The following is a 21796-nucleotide window of genomic DNA, read 5'->3' on the forward strand; positions in this document are numbered from 1 at the left end:
TTCTAAAAGCCCTTATATTTTGAGTCAATTTGCTGATTTATTAATAGCCCAAATAGGGGCAAGCTTGTGCTCTCCTTCTTCATCTGCTTCTTTGTGAAAAATTTGAAATGGAACATTATTCCTTCATTTTCCCCTCATGAAGTCAAACAGGGAATTAAGCCTGGATAATCCGGTTGTTGGCATTAGCGTGTGCATTCAGATCCTTTTGTCAAAGAATATGGTTTTTGATAATAACAAGCCGGCGCTATTTTAATTGCAAATTCTTAAGATCACTTGGGTATTCTCAAAGAACGATGTTATTTTTGATTTTGAAATAATATCTCATTTACGTTTAATTTTGATATGGAATTGAATCGTCTTACTGCTGTTTCGCCAGTTGATGGTCGTTACGGGGCGCAAACGGAGCCATTGGCGCCATATTTCTCAGAATATGGGTTAATTTGCTACCGTGTACGCGTAGAAATCGAATACTTTATTGCTTTATGTGAATATCCATTGCCTCAGCTGGAAGGTGTTGATGCGGGATTGTATGAGTCGCTTCGTGATATTTATCGCAACTTCACTGAAGAGGATGCGCAAAGCATTAAGAATATCGAGAAAACGACTAACCACGATGTTAAGGCGGTTGAATACTTTATCAAAGAGAAATTCGACGCTTTGGGCTTGTCCGATCACAAAGAGTTTATCCACTTTGGATTGACTTCTCAGGATGTGAATAACACCTCTGTGCCTTTGTCTTTAAAAGAGGCAATGGAAGAGCAGGTGTTGCCACTGTTCGAGGAAGTTTGCGTTTTAATGGAAAATAAGTCCAAGGAGTGGGGGAATGTTTCTATGTTGGCAAAAACCCATGGTCAGCCGGCTTCTCCAACGCGTTTGGGTAAAGAAATTGAAGTGTTTACCGAGCGTTTGGCCATTCAGAAAGGTCAGTTGCTGCAGGTTCCTTTCGCTGCTAAATTTGGTGGCGCTACGGGTAACTTCAATGCACACAATGTAGCCTACCCGGCTATCCACTGGAAATCTTTCGGTGATCAGTTCGTAGCAGAGTATTTGGGCTTGGTTCGTTCTCACCCTACCACTCAGATTGAGCATTACGATAACCTGGCCGCATATTTTGATGCACTGAAGCGTATCAATACCATTTTGATTGACTTCTCCCGTGATGTTTGGCAGTACGTTTCAATGAACTACTTCAAGCAGAAAATCAAGGAAGGGGAAGTAGGGTCTTCGGCGATGCCACATAAAGTAAACCCGATTGATTTCGAAAATGCTGAAGGTAATTTAGGTATCGCCAGTGCGATTTTTGAACACCTTTCCGCCAAATTGCCCATCTCCCGTTTGCAACGCGATTTGACGGATTCTACCGTATTGAGAAATATTGGGGTTCCTTTAGGCCATTTGGTGATTGCATTGAATTCCCTGAAAAAGGGACTCAATAAACTGGAATTGAATGAGGCTGCTATTCGTCAGGATTTGGAAGATAACTGGGCGGTAGTTGCTGAGGCGATCCAAACGATTTTACGCCGTGAGGCTTATCCGAATCCATATGAGGCACTGAAAGCTTTGACGCGAACCAATGAGAAAATCACCGGGGAGTCTATTGCTACCTTCATTGAAGGCCTGGATGTTTCGGAAGAAATTAAGGCAGAGCTACGCGTAATTACGCCATGGAATTATACTGGAATCTAATTATTAGATTTTTTGCAATAAAAAGGCCTTGAGGTGATGCTCAGGGCCTTTTTCATATCAAATGTTTGCTTTCTCCTCATTCATCTGTTTCGTTAGAAAAAACTCGAAATAGGAAACTATTCCTTCATTTTTTCCGCCTTACAGCTCAACGAGGATTTAAGCATGAATTATCCGGCTTAAGCATGCATAACCCAGTCTATTTTAAAAGGAAGGACAAATCATCCTGATGATTTACTTCCTCTGCTTTTTCTGCATTGAAGAATACTTTTCCGCTATATTCGCCCAGGTAGGTCGCCTTACCATCACGAACTTCCACCATGGTGCCTTCCGGTAAGCCCAAAACTTCAATATCTGTATTTTTGGTCAGGAACTCCTGTAAACGTTGGGCGCGGCTTTCGCCTCCGTGGTTTGGAATGCGTTCCTCTGTATAATGCGGGTTAATTTGGAAGTGGATCAGGTTCAGGGCTTTGAATGAAATTGGCATTGTAATCGGCATATCATTCGTAGTTTTAATGGTCGGGCAAGCCATATTCGATCCGGCGCTCCATCCGATATAAGGTGTTCCGTTCATCACCTTTTTACGGATGATTTCAACAATGCGCTTATCGTATAATTTAGAAAGTAATTCAAAAGTATTTCCACCGCCAACAATAATGGCTTTGGCGCTCTCCACGGCATTAATGGGGTTGGAGAAGGTGTGAATGCCCGTAACCTCAATGCCAAATGGATTCAGCGCTGCCGCTACATTTGCGGTGTAGTCCTCATAACTAACCGTAACACCAGCATAAGGAATGAAAAGTACTTCCTTAACGTCCCCTAAAAACTGGGCGATATTTTCTTTACAATACCCTAAATATGCCTCTCCGGGCATGGTAGAGTTGCTGATCAGTAAAAGTTGTAGATTATTCATTTAGATTTTATTTCCATACGTTCACCGCAAATATGCAAAAGCCGGAGAATTATCAGCTATGATCTACATTAGTTTTCAAAAAGATCATCTGTGCTTAATCCCGTATTTTCATTGGAAATTTGTTGAAAGATATGGGGGGAGGCCCTTTATGGCTGAAAAAATGGACAAAAAAACGCCCGGATTACCAGTCCGGGCCGAAATAATAATATATCAACGTTAATTTTTAGATTGTGCTCATCTTAAAAGGGGGAAAATGACCTTTACACTCAAATGCCATTTTCCATTACCCCATCAATCACAAGGTTATTTTAGCAAATTCTATACCAAATCAGCTATTTGTTATTAATTTTTTAATGATAAAGGTGGAGGTATTTCCGCACACGACTCCACCCGAATTTTGTCTGCCTAAACCGGATTATTCTGGCTTCACCCTATTCTTTCCGCTTAAATCCTCGTTGAAATGCATGCGGTAAAAATGAAGAATGAGTTCTTATTTTCGAGTTTTTTTCAAAGTAGTAGATGAGTGAGGAGAAAGTAAGCTTGCCCAAATTTGGGCTATTATAATTTAATGAAAATAAATTCCAAAGAACTGAAAATAAGCCACTTATGGATAATCGATAAATTAAGCGGTGAATAATTCGGGTTAAGCGGAAATTTAGGGCTGTGATTAAGAGCTTGTTTAAAAGCACACTATCTGGTTGCAATTTCGAATAATTGCATGCGATTTTGGATAATTTCTCAACAAAAGCGATCCGACGCCCTTAAAATAATCGGGTATTGCTTCTGCACTAATCAAAATTCGCTTTTAAATACGCTCTATGTTTTTACCTGATGATAAGTCGATCACCCTGGTTTATGAAAAGATGAAATTCATGCTTAGGAGCGGAAAATCGGGCTAATATTTTTCGGAAGGTCCAATCTGAAATTAAGGGTAATGATCGTGAGCAGTACCTGAAAGAGGTAGGGAATTGTGCTAATTTCGCGACCAACAAAAAAAGCCTGTTAACAGGCTTTTAGGGAGTTATTGGTGCGCACGAGAGGATTCGAACCTCCACGACCGTTAGGTCACCACCCCCTCAAGATGGCGTGTCTACCGATTTCACCACGTGCGCGCTTATTGAAAGCGAAGCAAATGTAAGGGGTTTTCTTTGAATTGTCTATGAAATTAAAGAGAAAAAAATAGTGCTGGAGGTAGGGGTTTGATAATGAGGGGTTTTGTGTGGAAAAATTAATTTTTACTCTAAACCTTACCTTCCGGGATGGGGCAGAATTGAGATAATCAGGCTTATTTGTCTTGTAAGGTTCTGAGGATGAAAGTGCTAGCTATTTGGTGATCGTGCAATTAAAATGACGTATGTTATATAGAACCTCTATTTGCCCTTTTATGCATATTCATCCTTCTAAACTCAAGCGCCTTAACGTAGTATTTGCCTATTTTTTGTTGGTCTTGCTAACCAGCACTTTATTGGTATTATTTCTTTTTGACCGGAAGTTAGACCAGCAAGGCGCCATTACACATTTGGTGGATCAGCAAATAAAACGTATTCAGGCCATTTCAATCAGTCCGGATGTTTGGCGGTGGAAAGGGATTCATGATGGTCATTTGGAAATTAAAAGTAAATGTTCGGATTTGACTTACGGCGCTCAATGGGAAACCATGCTGTCTAAAGCCAACATGAGTTTTAATTATCTGCAAAAAGAGCGGGAGGCGCACCTCTCCTTTTTACAACATCCCATCGTTAAGAAAGACTTGATTCAATATGAACGCCAGCTGGAAGCGATGTACGAATTATTGATATTAAAATTCAAAAGACAAAACTCGCAGTTGATTGACCTGGCTATGGGGCTGGTATTTGCCATTTCATTATTAGTGTTTTTGGGAATAATATTGATTACGCGACCGCTGTTTCGTCATTTGAATACTAAAAACAGAGCGCTGGAGAATGCATATAAGACTACCCGAGAAAAGGAGGTGGAGTTACGAGATGCCATGATGGAGCTTTCAAACACGCAGGAGCACCTTGTAATTCACGAGAACCGTTACCGCACGATTACTGAAAAAATGAGCAATGTGATTTTGCTATTAAATGAGGATGCCAAGATCATTTATGTCTCTCCTTCTTGCCTTGAACAATTAGGATATGAGGTGGCGGACTTATTGCAGGCCGGTTTTTCAACATTAATAACCACGGATAATCATCAGGATATTGAGCAACATCTGGAAGGGATTTCCGAAGAGGAAATCATTGAAGTGCCAGTGCAATGGATACGATATGATGAGGTCGAGGTCTGGATGCAAATGAAAATTCAGCGGGTGCAAGGGATGGTGGATGCAAGTTTTTTGATAAGTGCTCAAAATATTGAATCGGAAATACGTGCAGAGAATCTGCTAAAAGGTACACAGGATATTGCCCGCCTGGGAGGCTTTGAGATCGATTTTAAAAAACAATCGGTGGAGTGGACCAGCCAAATGAATCAAATTCATGAATTAGGAGAAGGGTTTGAGATCTCATTTGACAAGCTACCTGCATTATATGGCTTAAACAACCAAAGTGCGTTGATGACATTTCTGGATTTGGATGAGAGTACCGCTTGCTTTCAAAAGGAGTTTCAAATTCCTATTAAGGCAGGTGAGTTCAAATGGGTCAGGGCATTGGGACATGTGGAGTTTGAAAATCAGAGCATCACCAAATTGGTAGGGACGCTTCAGGATGTGGATGAGCAGGTGAAGGTGGCTAAAATGTTGGAAGATAAATCGCTGATGGTCGAGCAAATCATGAAAGCATCCCCTAATTTTTTAATGGTGGTGGAAGCTCGAAAACAGGAGGTTATTTATACCAAAGGCTCCGTGAATCGAGTTTTAAAATTAGAGGGAGAAGAAGCAGACTGGCGAAAGTACCTGCATGCGGAAGACCGGCGGAGCATGGAGGAAATGCTAGCCTCCTCTTCATTGGACTTGCAAACAACCGATAAGTTGGAAATGGATTTGCGATTAAAAAATGCGGAGCGCAAAAACCATTGGTTTCATTTGACAGTAAGCCCCTTCCGTCGAAATGAGAAAGAGGAGGTGACGGAATTGTTATTCACCCTTTTTGATATTCAGTTGAAGAAAGAACGGGATGAAAAACTTAGAAGAAATGTCGTTTCGCTAAAAACTTTTGTAGGCGAAGCGCCGGCTGCTATTGCTATGCTAGATCAGGATTTGAAGTTTTTGGCGGTAAGTGAGCGCTTTCGGGAAGATTATCGCACCAAAGACCGGCAATTGGTAGGGCAATCCTACCATACCGTTTTTCCTGATTCTCCCGCTTATATGGAATTTTTATTGAAGCGCGGTTTGAAAGGTATTATTGAGGAAGAGGAGGAAATGCAGGTTTTTCGTTGTGACGGTAAAGAGGAATGGGCCAAATGGGAAATGCGCCCATGGTTTACCGATGATTATGAAATTGGGGGCATCATACTGTTTTCTCATTTTATTACAGAAGACCGAAAACTTCGGGGTGAATTAATTGAAGCCAAGGAAAGAGCAGAGGAGGCTTCCAGAACCAAAGCCCAGTTTCTTTCTACCATGTCTCATGAAATCAGGACTCCCATGAACGCCGTGGTAGGCCTTTCTCATCTGTTAATTGATGAGAATCCAAGACCCGAGCAATTGGAGTACCTGAGTAAATTGAAATTTTCTGCGGAAAGTCTACTTGGCTTGATTAATGATATCCTGGATTTCTCCAAAATTGAATCCGGAAAGCTGGAAATCGAAAGCATCACTTTTAATCTTTGGAAAGATGTAAAAGGCGTTTATGATATGCTTTTCTTCAAGGCACAGGAAAAGAAAATTTTATTAAAATATTTCATTGAAGAGGATGTGCCTAAAATGGTCATTGGTGACCCGGTTCGGATTCGCCAGATTTTGGTTAATCTGGTGAATAATGCCATTAAGTTTACGCCAGTAGGCATGGTAGAAATCAAAGTTTCAGCCACCTCGGTGGGGGATAATGCCTGCCAGATAAAGTTTCAGGTCATTGATACCGGTATTGGTATTCCGGAGGATAAGGTGGATGCTATTTTCCAAAGCTTTTCACAGGTAAGCGCAGAGACTACCCGGAAATTTGGCGGTACCGGCTTAGGCTTAACCATTACTAAAAAGTTGTGTGAGATGCAGGGCGGAAGTGTTTCGGTTTCCAGTGAACTGGAGGTGGGTTCAAAGTTTACGGTTCAATTACCTTATCGCCTCCCGGACTCTGTAGAGGAACGGGCAGAGGAAAAACAAGAAACAACGACCATGGGGGAAGATTTGGAGGGCGTACGTGTGCTTTTAGTAGAGGACAATACGATGAATCAATTTGTAGCGAAAAAGTTCTTATCGAAGTTTGGGGTGATCGTACAATTGGCGCAGAATGGCGTGGAAGCCGTAGAAATGGTCCAAAAAAATAAATTTGACATGGTATTGATGGATCTGGAAATGCCAATAATGGACGGTTTTGAAGCCACCAAAAAGATTAAATCCTTTAAGGAGGATTACTATCAAAAGCTACCCATTCTTGCGCTTACGGCTTCGGCCCTGTCGGAAGTTCAGAAAAGAGTATACGACTGGGGAATGGTAGATTTTATTACCAAGCCTTTTGACCCCAAAATATTCTACAATAAATTGCTAAAGCATTATCGTCCCAAAAAGAAGGATGGTTTGCCTGTCCTCAATGCCAAGAAATCTCCCTGACTTGTCCGTGTTTTTGCATAAATCTTTCTTTCAGAAGCGCATTTATTCGGCCAAACATCTCTATCTTTGCGGCTATCGCTATGAAAGAATACGAGATTTTAGAACTCCCCAATGGCATTCGGGTGGTTCATAAAGAAGTGAGTCACACCAAGGTGGTGCACTGCGGATTTATTTTGGATGTTGGAAGCAGGGATGAGAGTGCCGAGGAATTGGGAATTGCTCACTTTTGGGAGCATATGGCTTTTAAAGGCACGGCGAATCGTCGGGCCTTTCATATTTTAAACAGACTGGAAGCAGTAGGAGGAGAGCTGAATGCTTATACCACCAAGGAAAAGGTATGCTTTTATGCCTCGGTACTGGATGAGCATTTTCATAAGGCTTTTGATCTGCTGACGGATATCACTTTTCATTCTACTTTCCCGGAAAAGGAAATTTTGAAAGAACGGAATGTGATTCTGGAAGAAATGGCCATGTATCATGATACCACGGAAGATGCTATTCAGGATCATTTTGATGAGTTGGTCTTTCCCAATCATCCGCTGGGTTACAATATATTGGGGACTTCGGATTCCATCGCTCAATTTAAGCAGGAAGATTTCCTTAAGTTTGTTCAAAAAAATCTAACTTCTGGACATTTGGTGTTTTCCAGTATCGGGAACATTCCAGCCAAGGTAGTTTTTGAGAAAGCCAAAAAATTCCTGGGAGATATTAAGCTTACAGGCACTCCTCAGCAACGAATAAAGCCGGATTATTATGAGCCGGTTAGGAAAATTGTGGAACGCAGAGATATTACCCAATCCCATTCGATTATCGGTTTGCCGGCGCCCCATTTTGAGCATCCCAAGCGATTACCCTTTTTCATGTTGGTGAATTTGCTTGGAGGACCAAGCCTGAATTCCCGACTGAATTTGTCTCTGAGAGAAAAATTTGGACTGGTATACTCTATAGAGGCTAATTTTACGCCTTATACGGATGCCGGACAGGTGAGCTTTTTCTTTGCAACGGATCCGGCCAGCCAGAGGAGAAGTGAAGCTTTGGTGATGAAGGAGATTCGACAGGTGAAGAAGAAAAAACTTGGGCCCATGCAATTGAGACAGGTAAAGGAACAATTAGTAGGACAGCTGGCCATGGCGGAGGAAAATAATATGGGATTGATGCTGAGTATGGCAAAGGGCTTGCTTGATCAAAACAAAATTGAGTCATTGGATAATATCATCCGGGGCATTCGGGCCGTAACGGCTGAGCAATTGATGGATGCAGCCAATGAATTTTTAGTAGAAGAGCAATTTAGTTATTTGACTTACCAACCGGAGTTGGAAGCATAGAAAGAGTTAATATGGAATTTATAGATCCTGAATTACAGGCTTATTGTGATGCGCATACCGATAAAGAGCCAGAAGTTTTAACGGCTTTGGATCGTGATACGAATGTAAATGTATTAATGCCCCGCATGCTATCCGGACATTTTCAGGGAAGGTTTTTAAGCATTTTCACCCATATATTAAAGCCGAAGCGGATATTGGAAATTGGAACCTTTACGGGGTATTCCGGGATTGCCATGGCGGAAGGCTTGCCCGAAGACGGAGAGTTGGTGACAGTAGACATCAATGAAGAACTGACCGATATGGTGGAGGAATATGCGGAGCAGGCGGGAGTTTTGGATAAAATTAAAATCCTGAGTGGTCCGGCATTGGAGATTATTCCTGCCCTGGAGGGTACATTTGATTTGGTTTTTATCGATGCCGACAAGGGTAATTATGCCAACTATTATGAGTTGATCGTGGAGAAGCTTAATCCGGGAGGTGTGATTTTGGCCGATAATGTGCTTTGGAGTGGAAAGGTGCTGGAAAAAAACCGAAAGAAGCTAGATAAGGACACTGCCGCCGTACTGGACTTTAACCGAAAAGTACAGGAAGATCCCAGGGTGGAGAATATTTTACTTCCCTTAAGGGATGGCCTGATGATGGCACGAAAAAAATAAAGAAGAGCTACCTTGGGTAGCTTTTTTTTTGTATCAAATACTATCTAAGATCATTTTTTGATGCATGCATACGAAAAATGAAGGAATAGTTCTCGGTTGCGAGATTTTTCCAAAGGGGCAGATGAATGAGGAGAAAGCAACCCTCCCACAATTTGGGCTATTAATCATCAAAGAAGATTGCCTGCAATAGGTTGATATTTAGTGAGATTAGTGGTTTTGGTGGTGAATAATGCGGTTTTATACTTGAGTGATCCTTAAACTTGAAGGCGGAAAAATAAGGGAATTTGGCCTGTGCCGAGTTTTTCTTACGAAGTAAAGAAATAAGGAAAATCAGATCACCCTGATAGGGGCGATGATCAAAACAGGAAAGTCAGGTGCAATTTACCGTAGGTTACTTGTCTGTGAGTGGTTGTAATGTACCTCTTTGCGCATAATTTGGGGTAAGCCGGATTCCATTAGGATTGTTCAGTTTTTGTAAAAAATGGGTTAATTGGCAGTTGGCCAGGGGGGGGCAAGGTGAGTCGGGGGAAAGCTTTGTTTAGAGGAGGGTAAAGCGAAAACTGCTTTGGGAATTTTGACGGGCTTTAGCCGTAATCCTTGATTCTAGGGCATTGTCATGTTGATGATGTGAAGTGATCCATGCCCTCTACTCATCATTGGAATTTGCCGTTGATGATGGGGTTTGGAATACGCACTTTATTTTTGTGACAAATATTATTCAGACGAAATTCAATCCCGGAAAACGATTTTTTTGGTATTATTGTGAGCTTGCTTAGCAAGAATGATCTAATAGAATTTTTTAGCCCAATATTCATGATTAAAAAATTTGTGGGAGGCCTTTCCCTTATCCTTTCCCTTTTTATTGGAATGCAGTCCGTAATGGCGCAGAAGATAAAGGTTTCTGAAACCATGTACTTTGCTGGTGTAAAGCTTCAATTATCCAAATCCCTGCAGGCGGAACTGAAGAAAGAGGCCGAACAGCTACATAGAGGCGGCGTTTATTTCGATCAGAAATTGCAAAGAATTTATGCCTATATGCCCGTTATTGAAGAGGTCATGAAGGAGGAGGGTTTGCCGGAAGACTTTAAATATTTGCCCATACAGGAAAGCTCTTTAATTGGAGATGCGGTATCTTCTTCAAACGCGGTAGGTTTTTGGCAGTTTAAAAAGCCAACAGCACTGGAAGTGGGCATGCGTGTGGATGGCAGTGTAGATGAGCGGATGAGTATTACGGGGGCAACCAAGGGAGCCGCGAACTATTTGAAGAAGCACAATCGCTATTTGGATAATTGGGTGCATACCTTGTTATCGTATTATGCTGGTTTGGGAGGTGTTAAGCGGCATATTAACAATAAATACAAGGGCGCCAAAAGTATGAAGGTGGATACCAAATTGCACTGGTATGTGAAAAAGACTTTAGCGCATAAAATTGCTTTTGAATCTTATTTGGAAAATATACCACCGCAAAAGTATTATCTGAAAACTTATAACCGGGGATCCGGCAAGACTATGCGTCAGGTAGCATATGAGCTGAAAATTGATGAAGACATTCTGAAAGATTATAACCTGTGGTTGAAAAAAGGAAGAGTGCCCACCGGGAAGACTTATACTTTTGTGTATCCTATAGAGGGACCAAGCAGAGCGCTGGACCGATTAAGTCCGGCCTACGCCCATAATGATGGGAATGTGCCGGCGGAGATTAAAGATTATCCGGCTTGGAGACGAGTGGGAGATCGGGTGAAAAAGATCAATGGCATCCGGGGGATTGTAGCGCAAAGAGGCGAAGATATCTCTGATTTGGCCACCATTGGAAAGGTTTCTGAAATCAAGTTTATCAAATACAATGATATCCCAGCGCACAGGCTGGTGCATGAAGGGGAAATTTTCTATTTCAAAAGAAAGAAAAGAAAAGCACCGAAAGGAGTGGACTTTCATATTGCGCAGTATGGGGAAACCATGTGGGATGTGGCACAGCATTATGGTATTAAACTGAAATCGTTGTTAAAAAAGAACCGCATGCATGAATTCGATCCATTAAAGCCGGGTCGTAAATTGTTCTTGCGCGATACGCGAGCGTCCAGACAAGCTATTGAGTATGTAGAAGTAGAGGAACCCCAAAAACAAGCGCCTCAGGCGAAGCAGGAATGGAAGCCCCTGCCAGCGCCTGAAGAAAAAAGTGCCGGCGGGGAAGCCGAAAAGGAATACAATTCTCCCAAATCGGAAGAAGTAGTGGTGGAGCAAGTGCCGGAGGAAAAGCCCCAGTCATCCCCAAAAAAGGTAAGCCGCGCGGAAACTGAACCATCAGCAAGTACTTCGACCTATCATACTGTAGTCAAGGGGGAAACCTATTATGGAATTTCAAGAAAATACCAGCTTTCAGTGGAGGACCTGTTAGCATTAAATGGTTTAGCGGAAAACGCACCCTTATCCATTGGCCAACAGTTAAAGGTCAAAAATGGAGGTGTTACTGCAAAACCAAAATTAATAAGCAGTGATAAAATACATAAAGTACAAAAAGGGGAGACGATGTATAAGATTTCCAAGCAATATGGGGTGTCTGTTGAAGACATCCTGAAATGGAATAATAAAAAAGACGCGTCTTTAAGTATAGGAGAAGAGTTGAAAATCCTTAGTTCCCTGACTCAGTAGTGTATTGAATATAGTTAAATTTGTGCAAATCCAATGCAAATCCTTATATTGGGAGCTTCTTGGGTTATAGACCACCCAAAAGGTTGGAGCAAAAATAAGGACCTCATTTAATAAATGGTAATGATATGCCTTCGGAAAAAATAGAATTGGTGATGTTGGTGGATGATAATGACACCGATAATTTTATAAGTAAGAGAATAATTGAAATAGCAGGCTTTGCCGAGAATATTGTAGTGCAGAATTCGGGGAAAGGGGCTTTAGATTACCTGAAAAATAATGCAGATAATCCGGGGGCTTTGCCTAATTTGATTTTTTTGGATATTAATATGCCCATTGTGGATGGCTTTGTTTTCCTCTTTGAGTTTGAAAAATTCCCCTCTTCAGTGAAAGACAAATGCCGGGTGGTGATTCTCTCCAGCTCGGATAACGAAAGAGATATTGATCAAATTATGAGCAATGATCATGTTTTGACTTTTATTACGAAGCCTTTGACAGATGTCTCATTAAATAAGGTGAAAGAATTTGTTTGATTTTCCTTAAAAGCTTGGCATAGGCCAAGCTTTTTTGGTTTTTTTGCAAATCAATCAAATTTTTACATTTCAGCCGCATGAAAAGACTGCTTTGGCTCTTCATCTTTTTTTTTCCAATGGCAGTGTTCGCTCAGCAAGAGGACGAACAGGATCAGGAAGATATAGAACAGATAGAAATCCTCAATTTTGGAAAGAAGTATAAAGCCAGGATGGATTCCCTGGAACGGGTGACCGAGGAATTACGCTACGACTCTCTTTATTATCTTTTGGAACCTGAGTATGTTGTCATCGCTCCCACAGCGCTGATGGATACCTTGAAGTTGTCCAACATTGATACGCTCAAGTTTTTCTTTCCTCCAAAAGTCTTACTGGTAGATGTGAATCATTACAATGATTCCATTTCAGTATATCAGGCCTCCACCGATACGATGGAGCTCAGAATGAACCCCAAATTTATGCTGGTGCCGGAAGGCTATGAAGTGGAACCGGATGAGAAACCTAAATACTGGACGCACGGCGGGTATTTAAGAGTGCATATGGCGCAGGTATCTTTAACCAACTGGAACCCGGGGGGGGAAAGTTCTCTGAATGCAACTACAGAGTTTAAAGTCTGGGCCAGCAAAAAGAAGGGGCATGTCGAGCTGGAAAACAGAATGGAATTACAATATGGGGTGATTCGGTCAGGTCAGAAGCTAGAGAAAAACAATGATCAGATCTGGTTAGTCTCCCGGCAGTCCCGGCAGATTACCAACTCCTGGCAGCTTTCCGCACTGGAGGATTTTCGTACCCAGTTTCAGCCGGGTTTTACCATCAATGATGATAACAGTAAGAATTACATTTCCAATTTTATGGCGCCGGCCAATTTGGAACTTTCGCTCGGTTTCTCCTATAACCGCATCAAGAATTTGAACGTTTTGGTATCCCCGATTAAAGGTAAAGTAACCTTTCTGCTGGATGATCAACTTTCACAAGATGGAGCACATGGTGTGGAGGCCGGGAAAAAGTTTAGATCTCAGCTCGGTTCGGGTATTTTCCTCGATTTAAAGGAAACCGAAATTTTGCCGAATATTTATTACACCTCTTCGGTCAACCTCTTTGCCGGTTTTCAGGCTTTTTCGCAAGTAGCAGTAGATTGGCGAAATGACATTCGTTTTCGTGTGAATCGTTATATGTCAACTAACTTTAGTTCCAGACTTGTATATGATCATGATGTGGCGGTAAGCCGGGATGATGGAACCTCCGGGCCTGCATTGCAAATGCGTAATGAGATCAGTTTGGTATTCATATTGGATTACTCCAAATAATAAAAAGGGAAAGCAGTATTGGTTGCTTTCCCTTTTTATTGATTAGCCAGCTTTTATTTGTCCACCGTTAAATTCCAAATCCACCAGCTCGAAAGATTCTTCCATCTGGGCATAGGTGATGAGTTGTTGCTTTTGTGAATTGAACTTTCGTTTTTCCATATCGGTAGAAAAGCCGGCAAAAAGGGTTTGCCAACCCATTAGGAAGGCTCTGTTCAGTACTTCGTAAAGCACTTGCCCATAAGGATTCAAAGAATAAAAGGAGTGGTCAAGCCCGATGAGCTTAATTTCTATATGGCTATTACCTGCATAGATCCAAACCACAGCAATAAGTTGGTCACTTACCCGATGCCTGATTCTCAATATTTGCCAGTGCGGATCTCTCTCCATTTCTTCAAACCAGGCCTTTGGCAAGGGAGCGGTATTTATTGCCCTTCCCTTTTTTTGTACATTCAGGTACAGTTGGTAATCCTGAAGGTTATTTGCCTGGCCATTCCATTCAAACAGGAGTTCTTCCCGATGTCGAAGTACTTTCTGGCGAATATTTTTTCTTTTCTTGAGACTCATCGCCTGCAGGTACGCTGTTATGGAGGAAAAGGGTTTAAGGTCATAATAATGATAGGCCGGCAATGGTGCCGCCACCCATCCTTTCTGGACAATTTTTTGATGCAGCGCACTATTTTGACTTTCCTGAGGAAAGCAAAGCATGAAGCCATGTTTGGTGTTGTATTGTGCTTTGAGATCTTCATAGAACTGGTTGATTAAATCAAAGCTTTTGGCTTTTAATGTATCCTCCAGTGCTGCCTGCCACTTAAGATGTTCTCCTTCCGTAATGAGGGTTCCTGCCATTAATACCCGCTCACAAAGGTAATTTGGTCCATAAATCTTCCTCATGGTTTCAGCATACTCACTCACTTCTGCCCCGGAAAAAATATCCAGCTTTATTTTTAGTTCCGTGAAAAGTCCCGCGGCAATTAATTGCTGGTCATGGAAAACACCAAAATAGTGGAAGTTCCATCGTTCCTCTTTAGGAAGCTGGGTGAAAACCTTTTCCAAAGAACTAAGTCCTTCATAACTTAATTGCCCAGCATCCTGAAACAGGCTGCGCCAGGGTTTTTCCATCTCATGAACAGAATGATAGCGCTTAAGTTTTAAAGCATGTTGTGGCTTTGGAATAATGGATACTTTTTGCTTTTTTTTGAGCTTGAAAGGACGGAAAATTTGTTGCTCATTAATATCTAATTGGCTAATGCCTTCCCAGTAAGCGGCTTCCATTTTATTCAGTAAGGCAAGGATGTCTGCTTTTTGGTGTAATGCTGTCACGGTGAATCGAACTCCGGACTTACGGATAGAGGTTGCCGGAAAAGTGCCTAAATTGGTCCAGTAGCCATCGGCCTTGAGCGAGGCAATCATCTCATGTGCCAGCTCCGGATAAGAGGTGCCCCAAAAGAAGATAGGTGTGTCATTTTTTCTTACTAATGGGTAGTCTCTTTCCTCAAACCAATCATTTACAGTTTGAATGTTCTCCATTAATTTGGCCTGTAATGGCAAAAATTCCTCTGAAAGCATGATATTCGCAGAGGCAATAGCCGCCCCTAAAGTGGCAGGCTGTAATGGGCCGGAGGTAACCATGGGCCCCCCTACAGTACGGATCAGGCTCATCATTGCTGCATTTTCGCTACAAATCACCGCTCCTCCGGTAGCATAGGCCTTAGCTAGTGAAGTCGTGATGACCAGTCGTGGGTGGTTGCGTAAAGCATTATGTACATAGCCTCTTCCATTTTTACCATACCAGCCCATGCCGTGGGCATCATCAAGATATAAATATAAGTTATCATATTTGTCCAGTAAGCGCTGGAGTTCTTCCAGGGGTGCGGCATCGCCATACATGGAATAAACCCCATCCGCCATATACCAAACTTTTCTGCCGGTATTGCGGTAATGCAATATTTTGTTTTCCAGCAGGTCCATGCGGTTATGGGGCAGTAATTCCGCCTGAACTCCCCTGGCCCGACAAAGGTCTACTGCGGCAGAGATAGAGCGGTGTGCCTGATGGTCAAGCAGAATGATGTCCTCATTGTCTACTAAAGTAGGAATAGCGGAAGCATGCGCCAAAGTAGTGGTAGGGGCAATGACTACCGGACATTCAAAAATCTGCACAAAAAGGGCTTCTAATTCTTTGTAAAGGCTAATGCTGGCGTAGGCACGGGAAGAAGAAAACTGAGTTCCGAATTGGTCAATGGCGTCTTTGGCGTATTGGCGTAACTTGGGGTGAAATTCCAATCCTAAATAGGAACAAGAACCAAAGTTAATAAGTTTGTCAGCGCCTATCTGGACTTGCATGTCTTCAGATGAAGTGGCTTGAATTTCCTGGTGTAAAATGGATTTGCTTACCGCAAATTGAAGGTTGTCGTAAACGGTTTTCAGTTTCTGAGAGTGCTTCATATAGAGGAATAGTAAAGTGTATTTTGCCTGAAAAGCCTGTTCCCGATTCCTGTTATGGGGAACGAAAAAGTAGGGCAAATAATTTCTAAAAATGGGAGTGGCATAAAGTATAATCACTCAGCCACCCCATGTGCTTTATGATACTGATTTTGAGGAGTTGAGTTAGGGGTAGGCCAATGACGACTTGTACAGGAAAATACAGGGATCGTTTTGCGTAAATTGAAAAAAAATGCGGTGAAAGTAATTTGAAGTAAATTTTAATTTGTTCGTCAAATCTTACATCCTTTGATCACGCTTTATCCTGATGAATTACGTATTTTGGAGGATTATTTTTTTTTATTGATGTAATAAAATGGAAGATTTGGTGCCGGAAAAAGCGGGAAATATGCTTTTTTTTCACTGAGGAATGGGTTCCTGATTACTTTTTCGAAGAGGTAGACTGAGAGATGACTTCTTTAAGCTTAGTAATATCAAAGGGTTTTACCAATGCATCTGTAAATCCTTTGTCTTTCATATTCTCCAAATTAGAGGGAAGGGTGGCGCTTAGCGCAATGATAGGGCGTTTATATCCCTGGTCCCGAAGTACTTGGGTGGCTTCGTAACCGTCCATTACCGGCATTTGCAGATCCATCAGGATGAGATCAATATCTGGTTTTTCTTTTATTTTATTTACCGCATCCTGCCCATGAGAGGCTGTAAATACTTTGCAGCCAGCTCGACTTAATAATTTTTTGAGCACCATCAGATTAATGGGGTTATCATCAACGCCCAGAATATTGAGATTCTCGATTTGAACTTCCTCGATCGTCTCCGGAGTGGAGGAGTGTTCCGGGCTTTCATCGAACTCAAGCTCAAAAAAGAAAGTAGTTCCTTTGCCTACTTCTGATTCAAATAATAAATCTCCACCCATGGCATGCAGAATTTTCTGAGAAATGGATAGCCCTAGTCCTGTGCCACCAAATTCTTTGTAAACATTTTCGGTTTCTTGCTCAAATGGGCGAAAAATAATGTCTTTTTTCTCCGGGGCGATTCCCTTCCCACTGTCCTCAATGGCAAATCGAACCCGGACTTTTGCATCAGTCTGCTTGATCTTTTGGATGGAAAGTTTTACAAAACCTTCATTGGTAAATTTAATGGCATTATTGATCAGGTTATTGATACACTGACTCAGACGGGGGCCATCGAATAACAATAGCTTCGGAATGCTTTCATCAATCTCTAATTGGGTCGTTAAGCCTTTTTTGTCCGCACTGATCTGGTGGATGTTAAGGATCTCCTTTCCCAAAATAGAGAGCTCAAAGGGCTGTGGGTTGATGGGGATGTCCCGGTCATCAAATTTGGCGAGATCCAAAACGTCATTTACCAAATGAAGTAATACCGTGGCGGAATAAGCCAGGGAATTAATCGTACTCTTCTCATTCTGACAACCTTTTTCCTTTAGCACACTGACTAAGCCCACAATGCCATTAAGGGGTGTTCTGAGTTCATGGCTAAGGGTGTTGAAAAATTTGGATTGTTTCAGCGCATGTTCCTGAATTTTTTCCATGGAGGCCTCCAACTCCTGGTTGGTTTCATATAGCTCCATGCTCAGTTTTCGGGCTTCCTTGGTGGCAGTTTCTTCTTTTTCTAGTGTGGAGCGATAATTTTTCTGTAGATTTTTTAAACCGAGGAAGCTCATTAATACCGCGCAAACGCCATAGCCGATTCTCTGCCATTGTTTTTCTACCGGACTAAGAGGAGTTTGGTACTCTAGTGGAATGGTGAAGAGGTTAACCACAAAAAAGCAGACTAAAACCGCAATGAGAATAAAGAGCTGTGCTTTACTTTCCTCTCTTTTAAAAACTAAGAACACCACTGCGATAGCAGCTATAAAGAGGTATTCCACCCCAACATTTCCACCGTATATTAATTCCAAGGCAATATTGGTGATCAGCGCAACACTTATCAGGCCTGTTTTGATTTCGGTAATTCTTTGCGCCTTCATCAGGAAATATACTGGAATCAAAAGAAAGGTGGAGCCCATTAATACGGCGCCAATCAAGTAGTTTCCGGTAGAAAAAAGGATGGCGCCTAATATCAATTGAAGAGAATAACCAAAGACAATGAAGGTGATTACTAGCCGAATTTCATGAAGTGTTTCGGTACTGAGGCCCTTTACATCCGGGAAAAAGTGATGTTGAATTTTGCTGATAAAATTCTTTAGCATAAGTAAGGTTTTGAATGCCTAAAATACCATTAATCTTGGCGGTTGGTAAAAAAGGTAATTCGGTGAAATGTAATGTCGCTGCCTTTAAAATTTGGTTTTTTCAGGCATTTAAAATTGTTCGAACTTACATTATGCCGATAATATACTTAAGACGGGATATAGGTAATTAGGTACATCAGGGAAAAAGGAGGGTGGTGTAATAGGAGATGACCGATGTGCATAAATGGTGCAAGAGATAGGCGAAAAAAGGGCTGAAAAAGTGTTTTCAGGCTACTTGTGAGTAGGAGTTTGAAGCTAAGCGTTAAAAGTGCTGTGTAAGAAAAAAACAGAACTAATGTTTTTTAGCTGCATTTAATGTCCGGCTGTTTGAGGTTTGATTTTCATTTCTTTTTTGATCTGCCGGCTGAAGATGCTTAATCTTAGCGATTCGGGGCAGAGCAAAAAGAATAATCGGTGAATTTTATTCCAAAGTCCGGGTAGGATGACCTTATCCCGGCGAAGCATTTTGGAGATACACTTTTCTGCTACTTCTGCGGGATCCATAAAAGCAGAGCGGACTAAAATGTTATGACTCGCCATTCGTTGAGCATTTTCCGGGCAGGTGGCCATTCCTCCGGGGTGGGCCACACTAACACTTATATTGAAATCTTTTAGCTCTTCCTGCAAACCTCTGGAAAAGGAATAAACGAAAGCCTTGGAGGCGGGATAGACCGTTTTGAAAGGCATGGCGCCAAAGGCGGCCATACTGGAAATGTTGAGAATGTATGCCTTAGGAGATTTTTTTAATAAAGGTAATAAGCGGTGGGTCATCAGCACCAGCGCCTGAACATTCAATCGAAGAATATTAACCAGATAGCTTTCCGAAGATTGCTCAAAAGGGCGTGTTCCTCCAATGCCGGCATTGTTGATCAGGGTGTCGATGGCATAATGCTCTTCAATTTTGCTGCAGAGGTTTTCGATGCCATTTTCTGAAGAAAGGTCCACCTCCAGCGCGACGGTTTGTATACCATAATCAGTAGAAAGTTCATTGGCGAGCTCCTGAAGGCCTTCCATGGGCAAAGAGATCAGGATTAGGTTTTTGGATCTTCTGGCACAGGCAATGGCCAATTCTTTTCCAAGTCCTTTACTTGCGCCGGTAATGACGGTGTACAATGGTGCTTTTTCCTGCATGGGCTTTAGTTCGAAATAATGATTGGTTCAGGGATTTATTCAGAAGAGATAAAATCCGGTCCTTCTGTTAAAATGATAAAAAGTAGTCGTTCAAGTCATTGAAAAAGAGTCGAATCCATTGATGGTATATAATAATAAACAAAAAAAGGCTGCCTTGTGTAAGACAGCCTTAAAAATATTTTAAAAGGGTAAATTTATTTTACCACAATTTCTTCGCGAATGAAAGTTTCTGTACGATCAGGACCTACCGATACAATATTAATTTTTACACCTGTAAAATCCTCAATGTATTTCACGTAATCTTTCAATTCCTGAGGAAGCGCTTCGTAATTATCGCGTCCTACCAAAGTCTGATTCCAGCCCTTAAGGGTTTCATAAACCGGTTCGAACTCTTCATTGTCAATATCGAAAGGCATCTCGTCGGTCAGGGTACCATCTGCTAATTTATAGGCAGTACATACTTTGATTTCTTCAAATCCGTCCAAAACGTCGGCTTTCATCATGAACATCTCCGTAACGCCATTGATCATGGCTGCATATTTCAGTGCAGGCAGATCTAACCAGCCACAACGACGCTCACGACCAGTAGTGGCCCCGAATTCGTTTCCTACATTCTGAAGTTCTTTGCCTGTTTCATCAAAAAGCTCTGTAGGGAAAGGTCCTGAACCTACTCGTGTACAGTAAGCCTTAAAGATTCCATATACGCGACCAATTTTATTTGGCGCAACACCCATACCGGAACATGCACCCGCAGAAGTGGTATTGGAGCTGGTTACATAAGGATAAGAACCGAAGTCAATATCCAACAAGGAACCCTGAGCACCTTCGGCCAATACGGAATGTCCTTCGTTCAGGCGACCATTAATGAAATAGGCACCATCTACAAAACAGAATCCTTTGATAAATTCAACTGCCTCGAAGAATTTAGCATTAACTTCCGTTAGGTCATATTCGAAATTATAGGAATCCAAAATACGACAGTGCTGTGCGACTAAAGCATCATAGCGCTCACGGAAATTAGGGGCTAAAATATCACCTACACGCAAACCTAAACGTGCAATTTTGTCCTGATAAGTAGGACCGATTCCTTTTAATGTAGAACCGATTTTTTTATCACCTTTGGATTGCTCATAAGCAGCATCCAATAAGCGGTGAGTAGGTAAGATTAATTGAGTCTTTTTGGACAATACCAATCGCTCCTTTACATCAAAGTCAAAGGAAGCCATCTTCTCAATTTCATCTTTAAAGATTACAATGTCCAAGACTACGCCATTCCCAACAATGTTCAGAATGTTCTCACGGAAAATCCCCGAAGGAATTTGGTGTAAAACGTGCTTGATGCCGTCAAACTCAAGGGTGTGGCCCGCATTTGGTCCGCCCTGAAAACGAGCAACTGTATCGTACTTAGGGGCAAGGTAATCTACGATCTTACCTTTTCCCTCATCTCCCCATTGTAATCCTAAAAGGATATCTACCTTCATTTTTATTTATTTTTCAGTTCAACTATCGCCTCTTCTTCCGTGTCCACTATGGTGAAAATGGAATTCAGTTTGGTGATAATCAGCAATTTTTTTACACTTTCGGAAGGCTTAATCAATACCATCTCGCCTCCGGCATTGCGGAACTTGGTCAGGCCAGTAATTAACACCCCGATACCACTAGAGTTCATATAGCGCAAAGCAGAGATATCCATGGCAGCCAAAATCAGGCCGCTGGAAATGTGGTCATTGATATGTTCAATTAAATCCAAGCCCGCCTCCTGACCGATCAGGTCACCTTCTACCTGTAGGGATAAAATCCCGTCATGTACTTTTGAGCTAAACTTCATAATGGTTGTCGTTACGCTTTCCGAAGAAAACAGGTTATCAATTGGACAAAAAAAGGAGGGCATCACCTGCCCCCTCGCAAATATAATCACCTTCGGTCAGATGCGAAAGTTTATCTGGAGATAATATCCTCTGGACTAGGCTGAATTATGCACGCTTAATTTTTCGCTTAACTGCTTGGTGAGGAAAAAGAAGGAATAGTGCCCTATTTTGAGTTTTTACAACGAAGCAGATAAATGAGGAGAAAGCACGCTTTTCCTAATTTGGGCTATAAGAAACCAAATAGAATTATGTGCAATTGGATGATGGTTAGTGGGTTGGTGTGGTTTTCTGAATTAGCGGTAAATAATTATGGCTATTTCGATTTTTTAAAAGGAAGCA

At 41.8% G+C, this 21796-nt stretch carries 13 protein-coding genes and 1 tRNA gene; 7 read left to right on the forward strand and 7 right to left on the reverse strand.

The genetic code is table 11. The annotated features are described in order from the left end of the window. The first annotated feature begins 342 nt into the window (after positions 1-342). A complete protein-coding gene (gene purB, locus AAA970_RS03355; protein WP_060685528.1) occupies positions 343-1686 on the forward strand; it encodes an adenylosuccinate lyase in 1344 nt (447 codons plus the stop codon). A 196-nt stretch (positions 1687-1882) separates the two neighbouring features. Here the strand turns inward: purB and pepE are convergent, their stop codons facing one another. Both pepE and AAA970_RS03365 read right to left on the reverse strand, forming a co-directional pair. Further along, a complete protein-coding gene (gene pepE / locus AAA970_RS03360) occupies positions 1883-2596 on the reverse strand; it encodes a dipeptidase PepE (RefSeq protein ID WP_338235982.1) in 714 nt (237 codons plus the stop codon). A gap of 1025 nt (positions 2597-3621) precedes the next feature. Further along, positions 3622-3708: transfer RNA gene (locus AAA970_RS03365), tRNA-Leu, on the reverse strand. 242 nt (positions 3709-3950) lie between these two features. Here AAA970_RS03365 and AAA970_RS03370 point away from each other — a divergent pair. The 6 genes from AAA970_RS03370 to AAA970_RS03395 all read left to right on the forward strand — a co-directional run bounded on the left by AAA970_RS03370 (position 3951) and on the right by AAA970_RS03395 (position 13771). Continuing rightward, positions 3951-7307, forward strand: coding sequence for an ATP-binding protein (locus AAA970_RS03370; RefSeq protein ID WP_338235983.1), 3357 nt, complete (start codon positions 3951-3953; stop codon positions 7305-7307). An 80-nt stretch (positions 7308-7387) separates the two neighbouring features. Continuing rightward, positions 7388-8632, forward strand: a complete 1245-nt coding sequence (locus AAA970_RS03375) for a M16 family metallopeptidase (protein WP_053403999.1) — start codon at positions 7388-7390, stop codon at positions 8630-8632. Positions 8633-8643: 11 nt separating this feature from the next. Next, a complete protein-coding gene (locus AAA970_RS03380) occupies positions 8644-9288 on the forward strand; it encodes an O-methyltransferase (protein WP_053404000.1) in 645 nt (214 codons plus the stop codon). 813 nt (positions 9289-10101) lie between these two features. Further along, positions 10102-11937 (forward strand): LysM peptidoglycan-binding domain-containing protein, encoded by a 1836-nt coding sequence (locus tag AAA970_RS03385; RefSeq protein ID WP_338235984.1) that lies wholly within the window; start codon positions 10102-10104, stop codon positions 11935-11937. Positions 11938-12062: 125 nt separating this feature from the next. Continuing rightward, complete coding sequence (locus AAA970_RS03390; protein ID WP_338235985.1) at positions 12063-12467, forward strand: response regulator; 405 nt, start codon at positions 12063-12065, stop codon at positions 12465-12467. A 77-nt stretch (positions 12468-12544) separates the two neighbouring features. Beyond that, on the forward strand, positions 12545-13771 hold the full coding sequence (locus AAA970_RS03395; protein WP_338235986.1) for a DUF3078 domain-containing protein: 1227 nt from the start codon (positions 12545-12547) through the stop codon (positions 13769-13771). A 42-nt stretch (positions 13772-13813) separates the two neighbouring features. On the opposite strand, the gene AAA970_RS03400 is transcribed toward AAA970_RS03395, so the two are convergent. The 5 genes from AAA970_RS03400 to AAA970_RS03420 form a co-directional block, all read right to left on the reverse strand. Next, positions 13814-16213 carry an aminotransferase class I/II-fold pyridoxal phosphate-dependent enzyme gene (locus AAA970_RS03400; RefSeq protein WP_338235987.1) on the reverse strand — a complete coding sequence of 800 codons (2400 nt, stop codon included), beginning with the start codon at positions 16211-16213 and terminating at the stop codon, positions 13814-13816. 418 nt (positions 16214-16631) lie between these two features. Next, positions 16632-18419, reverse strand: a complete 1788-nt coding sequence (locus AAA970_RS03405) for an ATP-binding protein (RefSeq protein ID WP_338235988.1) — start codon at positions 18417-18419, stop codon at positions 16632-16634. A gap of 351 nt (positions 18420-18770) precedes the next feature. Next, on the reverse strand, positions 18771-19589 hold the full coding sequence (locus AAA970_RS03410) for an SDR family NAD(P)-dependent oxidoreductase (RefSeq protein WP_072159013.1): 819 nt from the start codon (positions 19587-19589) through the stop codon (positions 18771-18773). Positions 19590-19783: 194 nt separating this feature from the next. Beyond that, complete coding sequence (locus tag AAA970_RS03415) at positions 19784-21070, reverse strand: adenylosuccinate synthase (protein WP_338235989.1); 1287 nt, start codon at positions 21068-21070, stop codon at positions 19784-19786. A 2-nt stretch (positions 21071-21072) separates the two neighbouring features. After that, the gene (locus AAA970_RS03420; protein WP_053406851.1) at positions 21073-21417 is read right to left on the reverse strand and encodes an STAS domain-containing protein; all 345 of its coding nucleotides are present in this window, start codon (positions 21415-21417) and stop codon (positions 21073-21075) included. Positions 21418-21796: the final 379 nt, after the last annotated feature.

This window comes from Persicobacter diffluens (genome assembly GCF_036244895.1).
GTDB classification, from domain to species: Bacteria; Bacteroidota; Bacteroidia; order Cytophagales; family Cyclobacteriaceae; genus Persicobacter; species Persicobacter diffluens.

Coding starts and splice junctions, on each gene's coding strand:
- AAA970_RS03380 (WP_053404000.1), top strand. CDS start 8,644: ATGGAATTTATAGATCCTGAATTACAGGCTTATTGTGATGCGCATACC.
- AAA970_RS03390 (WP_338235985.1), top strand. CDS start 12,063: ATGCCTTCGGAAAAAATAGAATTGGTGATGTTGGTGGATGATAATGAC.
- AAA970_RS03375 (WP_053403999.1), top strand. CDS start 7,388: ATGAAAGAATACGAGATTTTAGAACTCCCCAATGGCATTCGGGTGGTT.
- AAA970_RS03395 (WP_338235986.1), top strand. CDS start 12,545: ATGAAAAGACTGCTTTGGCTCTTCATCTTTTTTTTTCCAATGGCAGTG.
- AAA970_RS03420 (WP_053406851.1), bottom strand. CDS start 21,417: ATGAAGTTTAGCTCAAAAGTACATGACGGGATTTTATCCCTACAGGTA.
- AAA970_RS03410 (WP_072159013.1), bottom strand. CDS start 19,589: ATGCAGGAAAAAGCACCATTGTACACCGTCATTACCGGCGCAAGTAAA.
- AAA970_RS03385 (WP_338235984.1), top strand. CDS start 10,102: ATGATTAAAAAATTTGTGGGAGGCCTTTCCCTTATCCTTTCCCTTTTT.
- AAA970_RS03400 (WP_338235987.1), bottom strand. CDS start 16,213: ATGAAGCACTCTCAGAAACTGAAAACCGTTTACGACAACCTTCAATTT.
- AAA970_RS03405 (WP_338235988.1), bottom strand. CDS start 18,419: ATGCTAAAGAATTTTATCAGCAAAATTCAACATCACTTTTTCCCGGAT.
- AAA970_RS03370 (WP_338235983.1), top strand. CDS start 3,951: ATGTTATATAGAACCTCTATTTGCCCTTTTATGCATATTCATCCTTCT.
- AAA970_RS03415 (WP_338235989.1), bottom strand. CDS start 21,070: ATGAAGGTAGATATCCTTTTAGGATTACAATGGGGAGATGAGGGAAAA.
- pepE (WP_338235982.1), bottom strand. CDS start 2,596: ATGAATAATCTACAACTTTTACTGATCAGCAACTCTACCATGCCCGGA.
- purB (WP_060685528.1), top strand. CDS start 343: ATGGAATTGAATCGTCTTACTGCTGTTTCGCCAGTTGATGGTCGTTAC.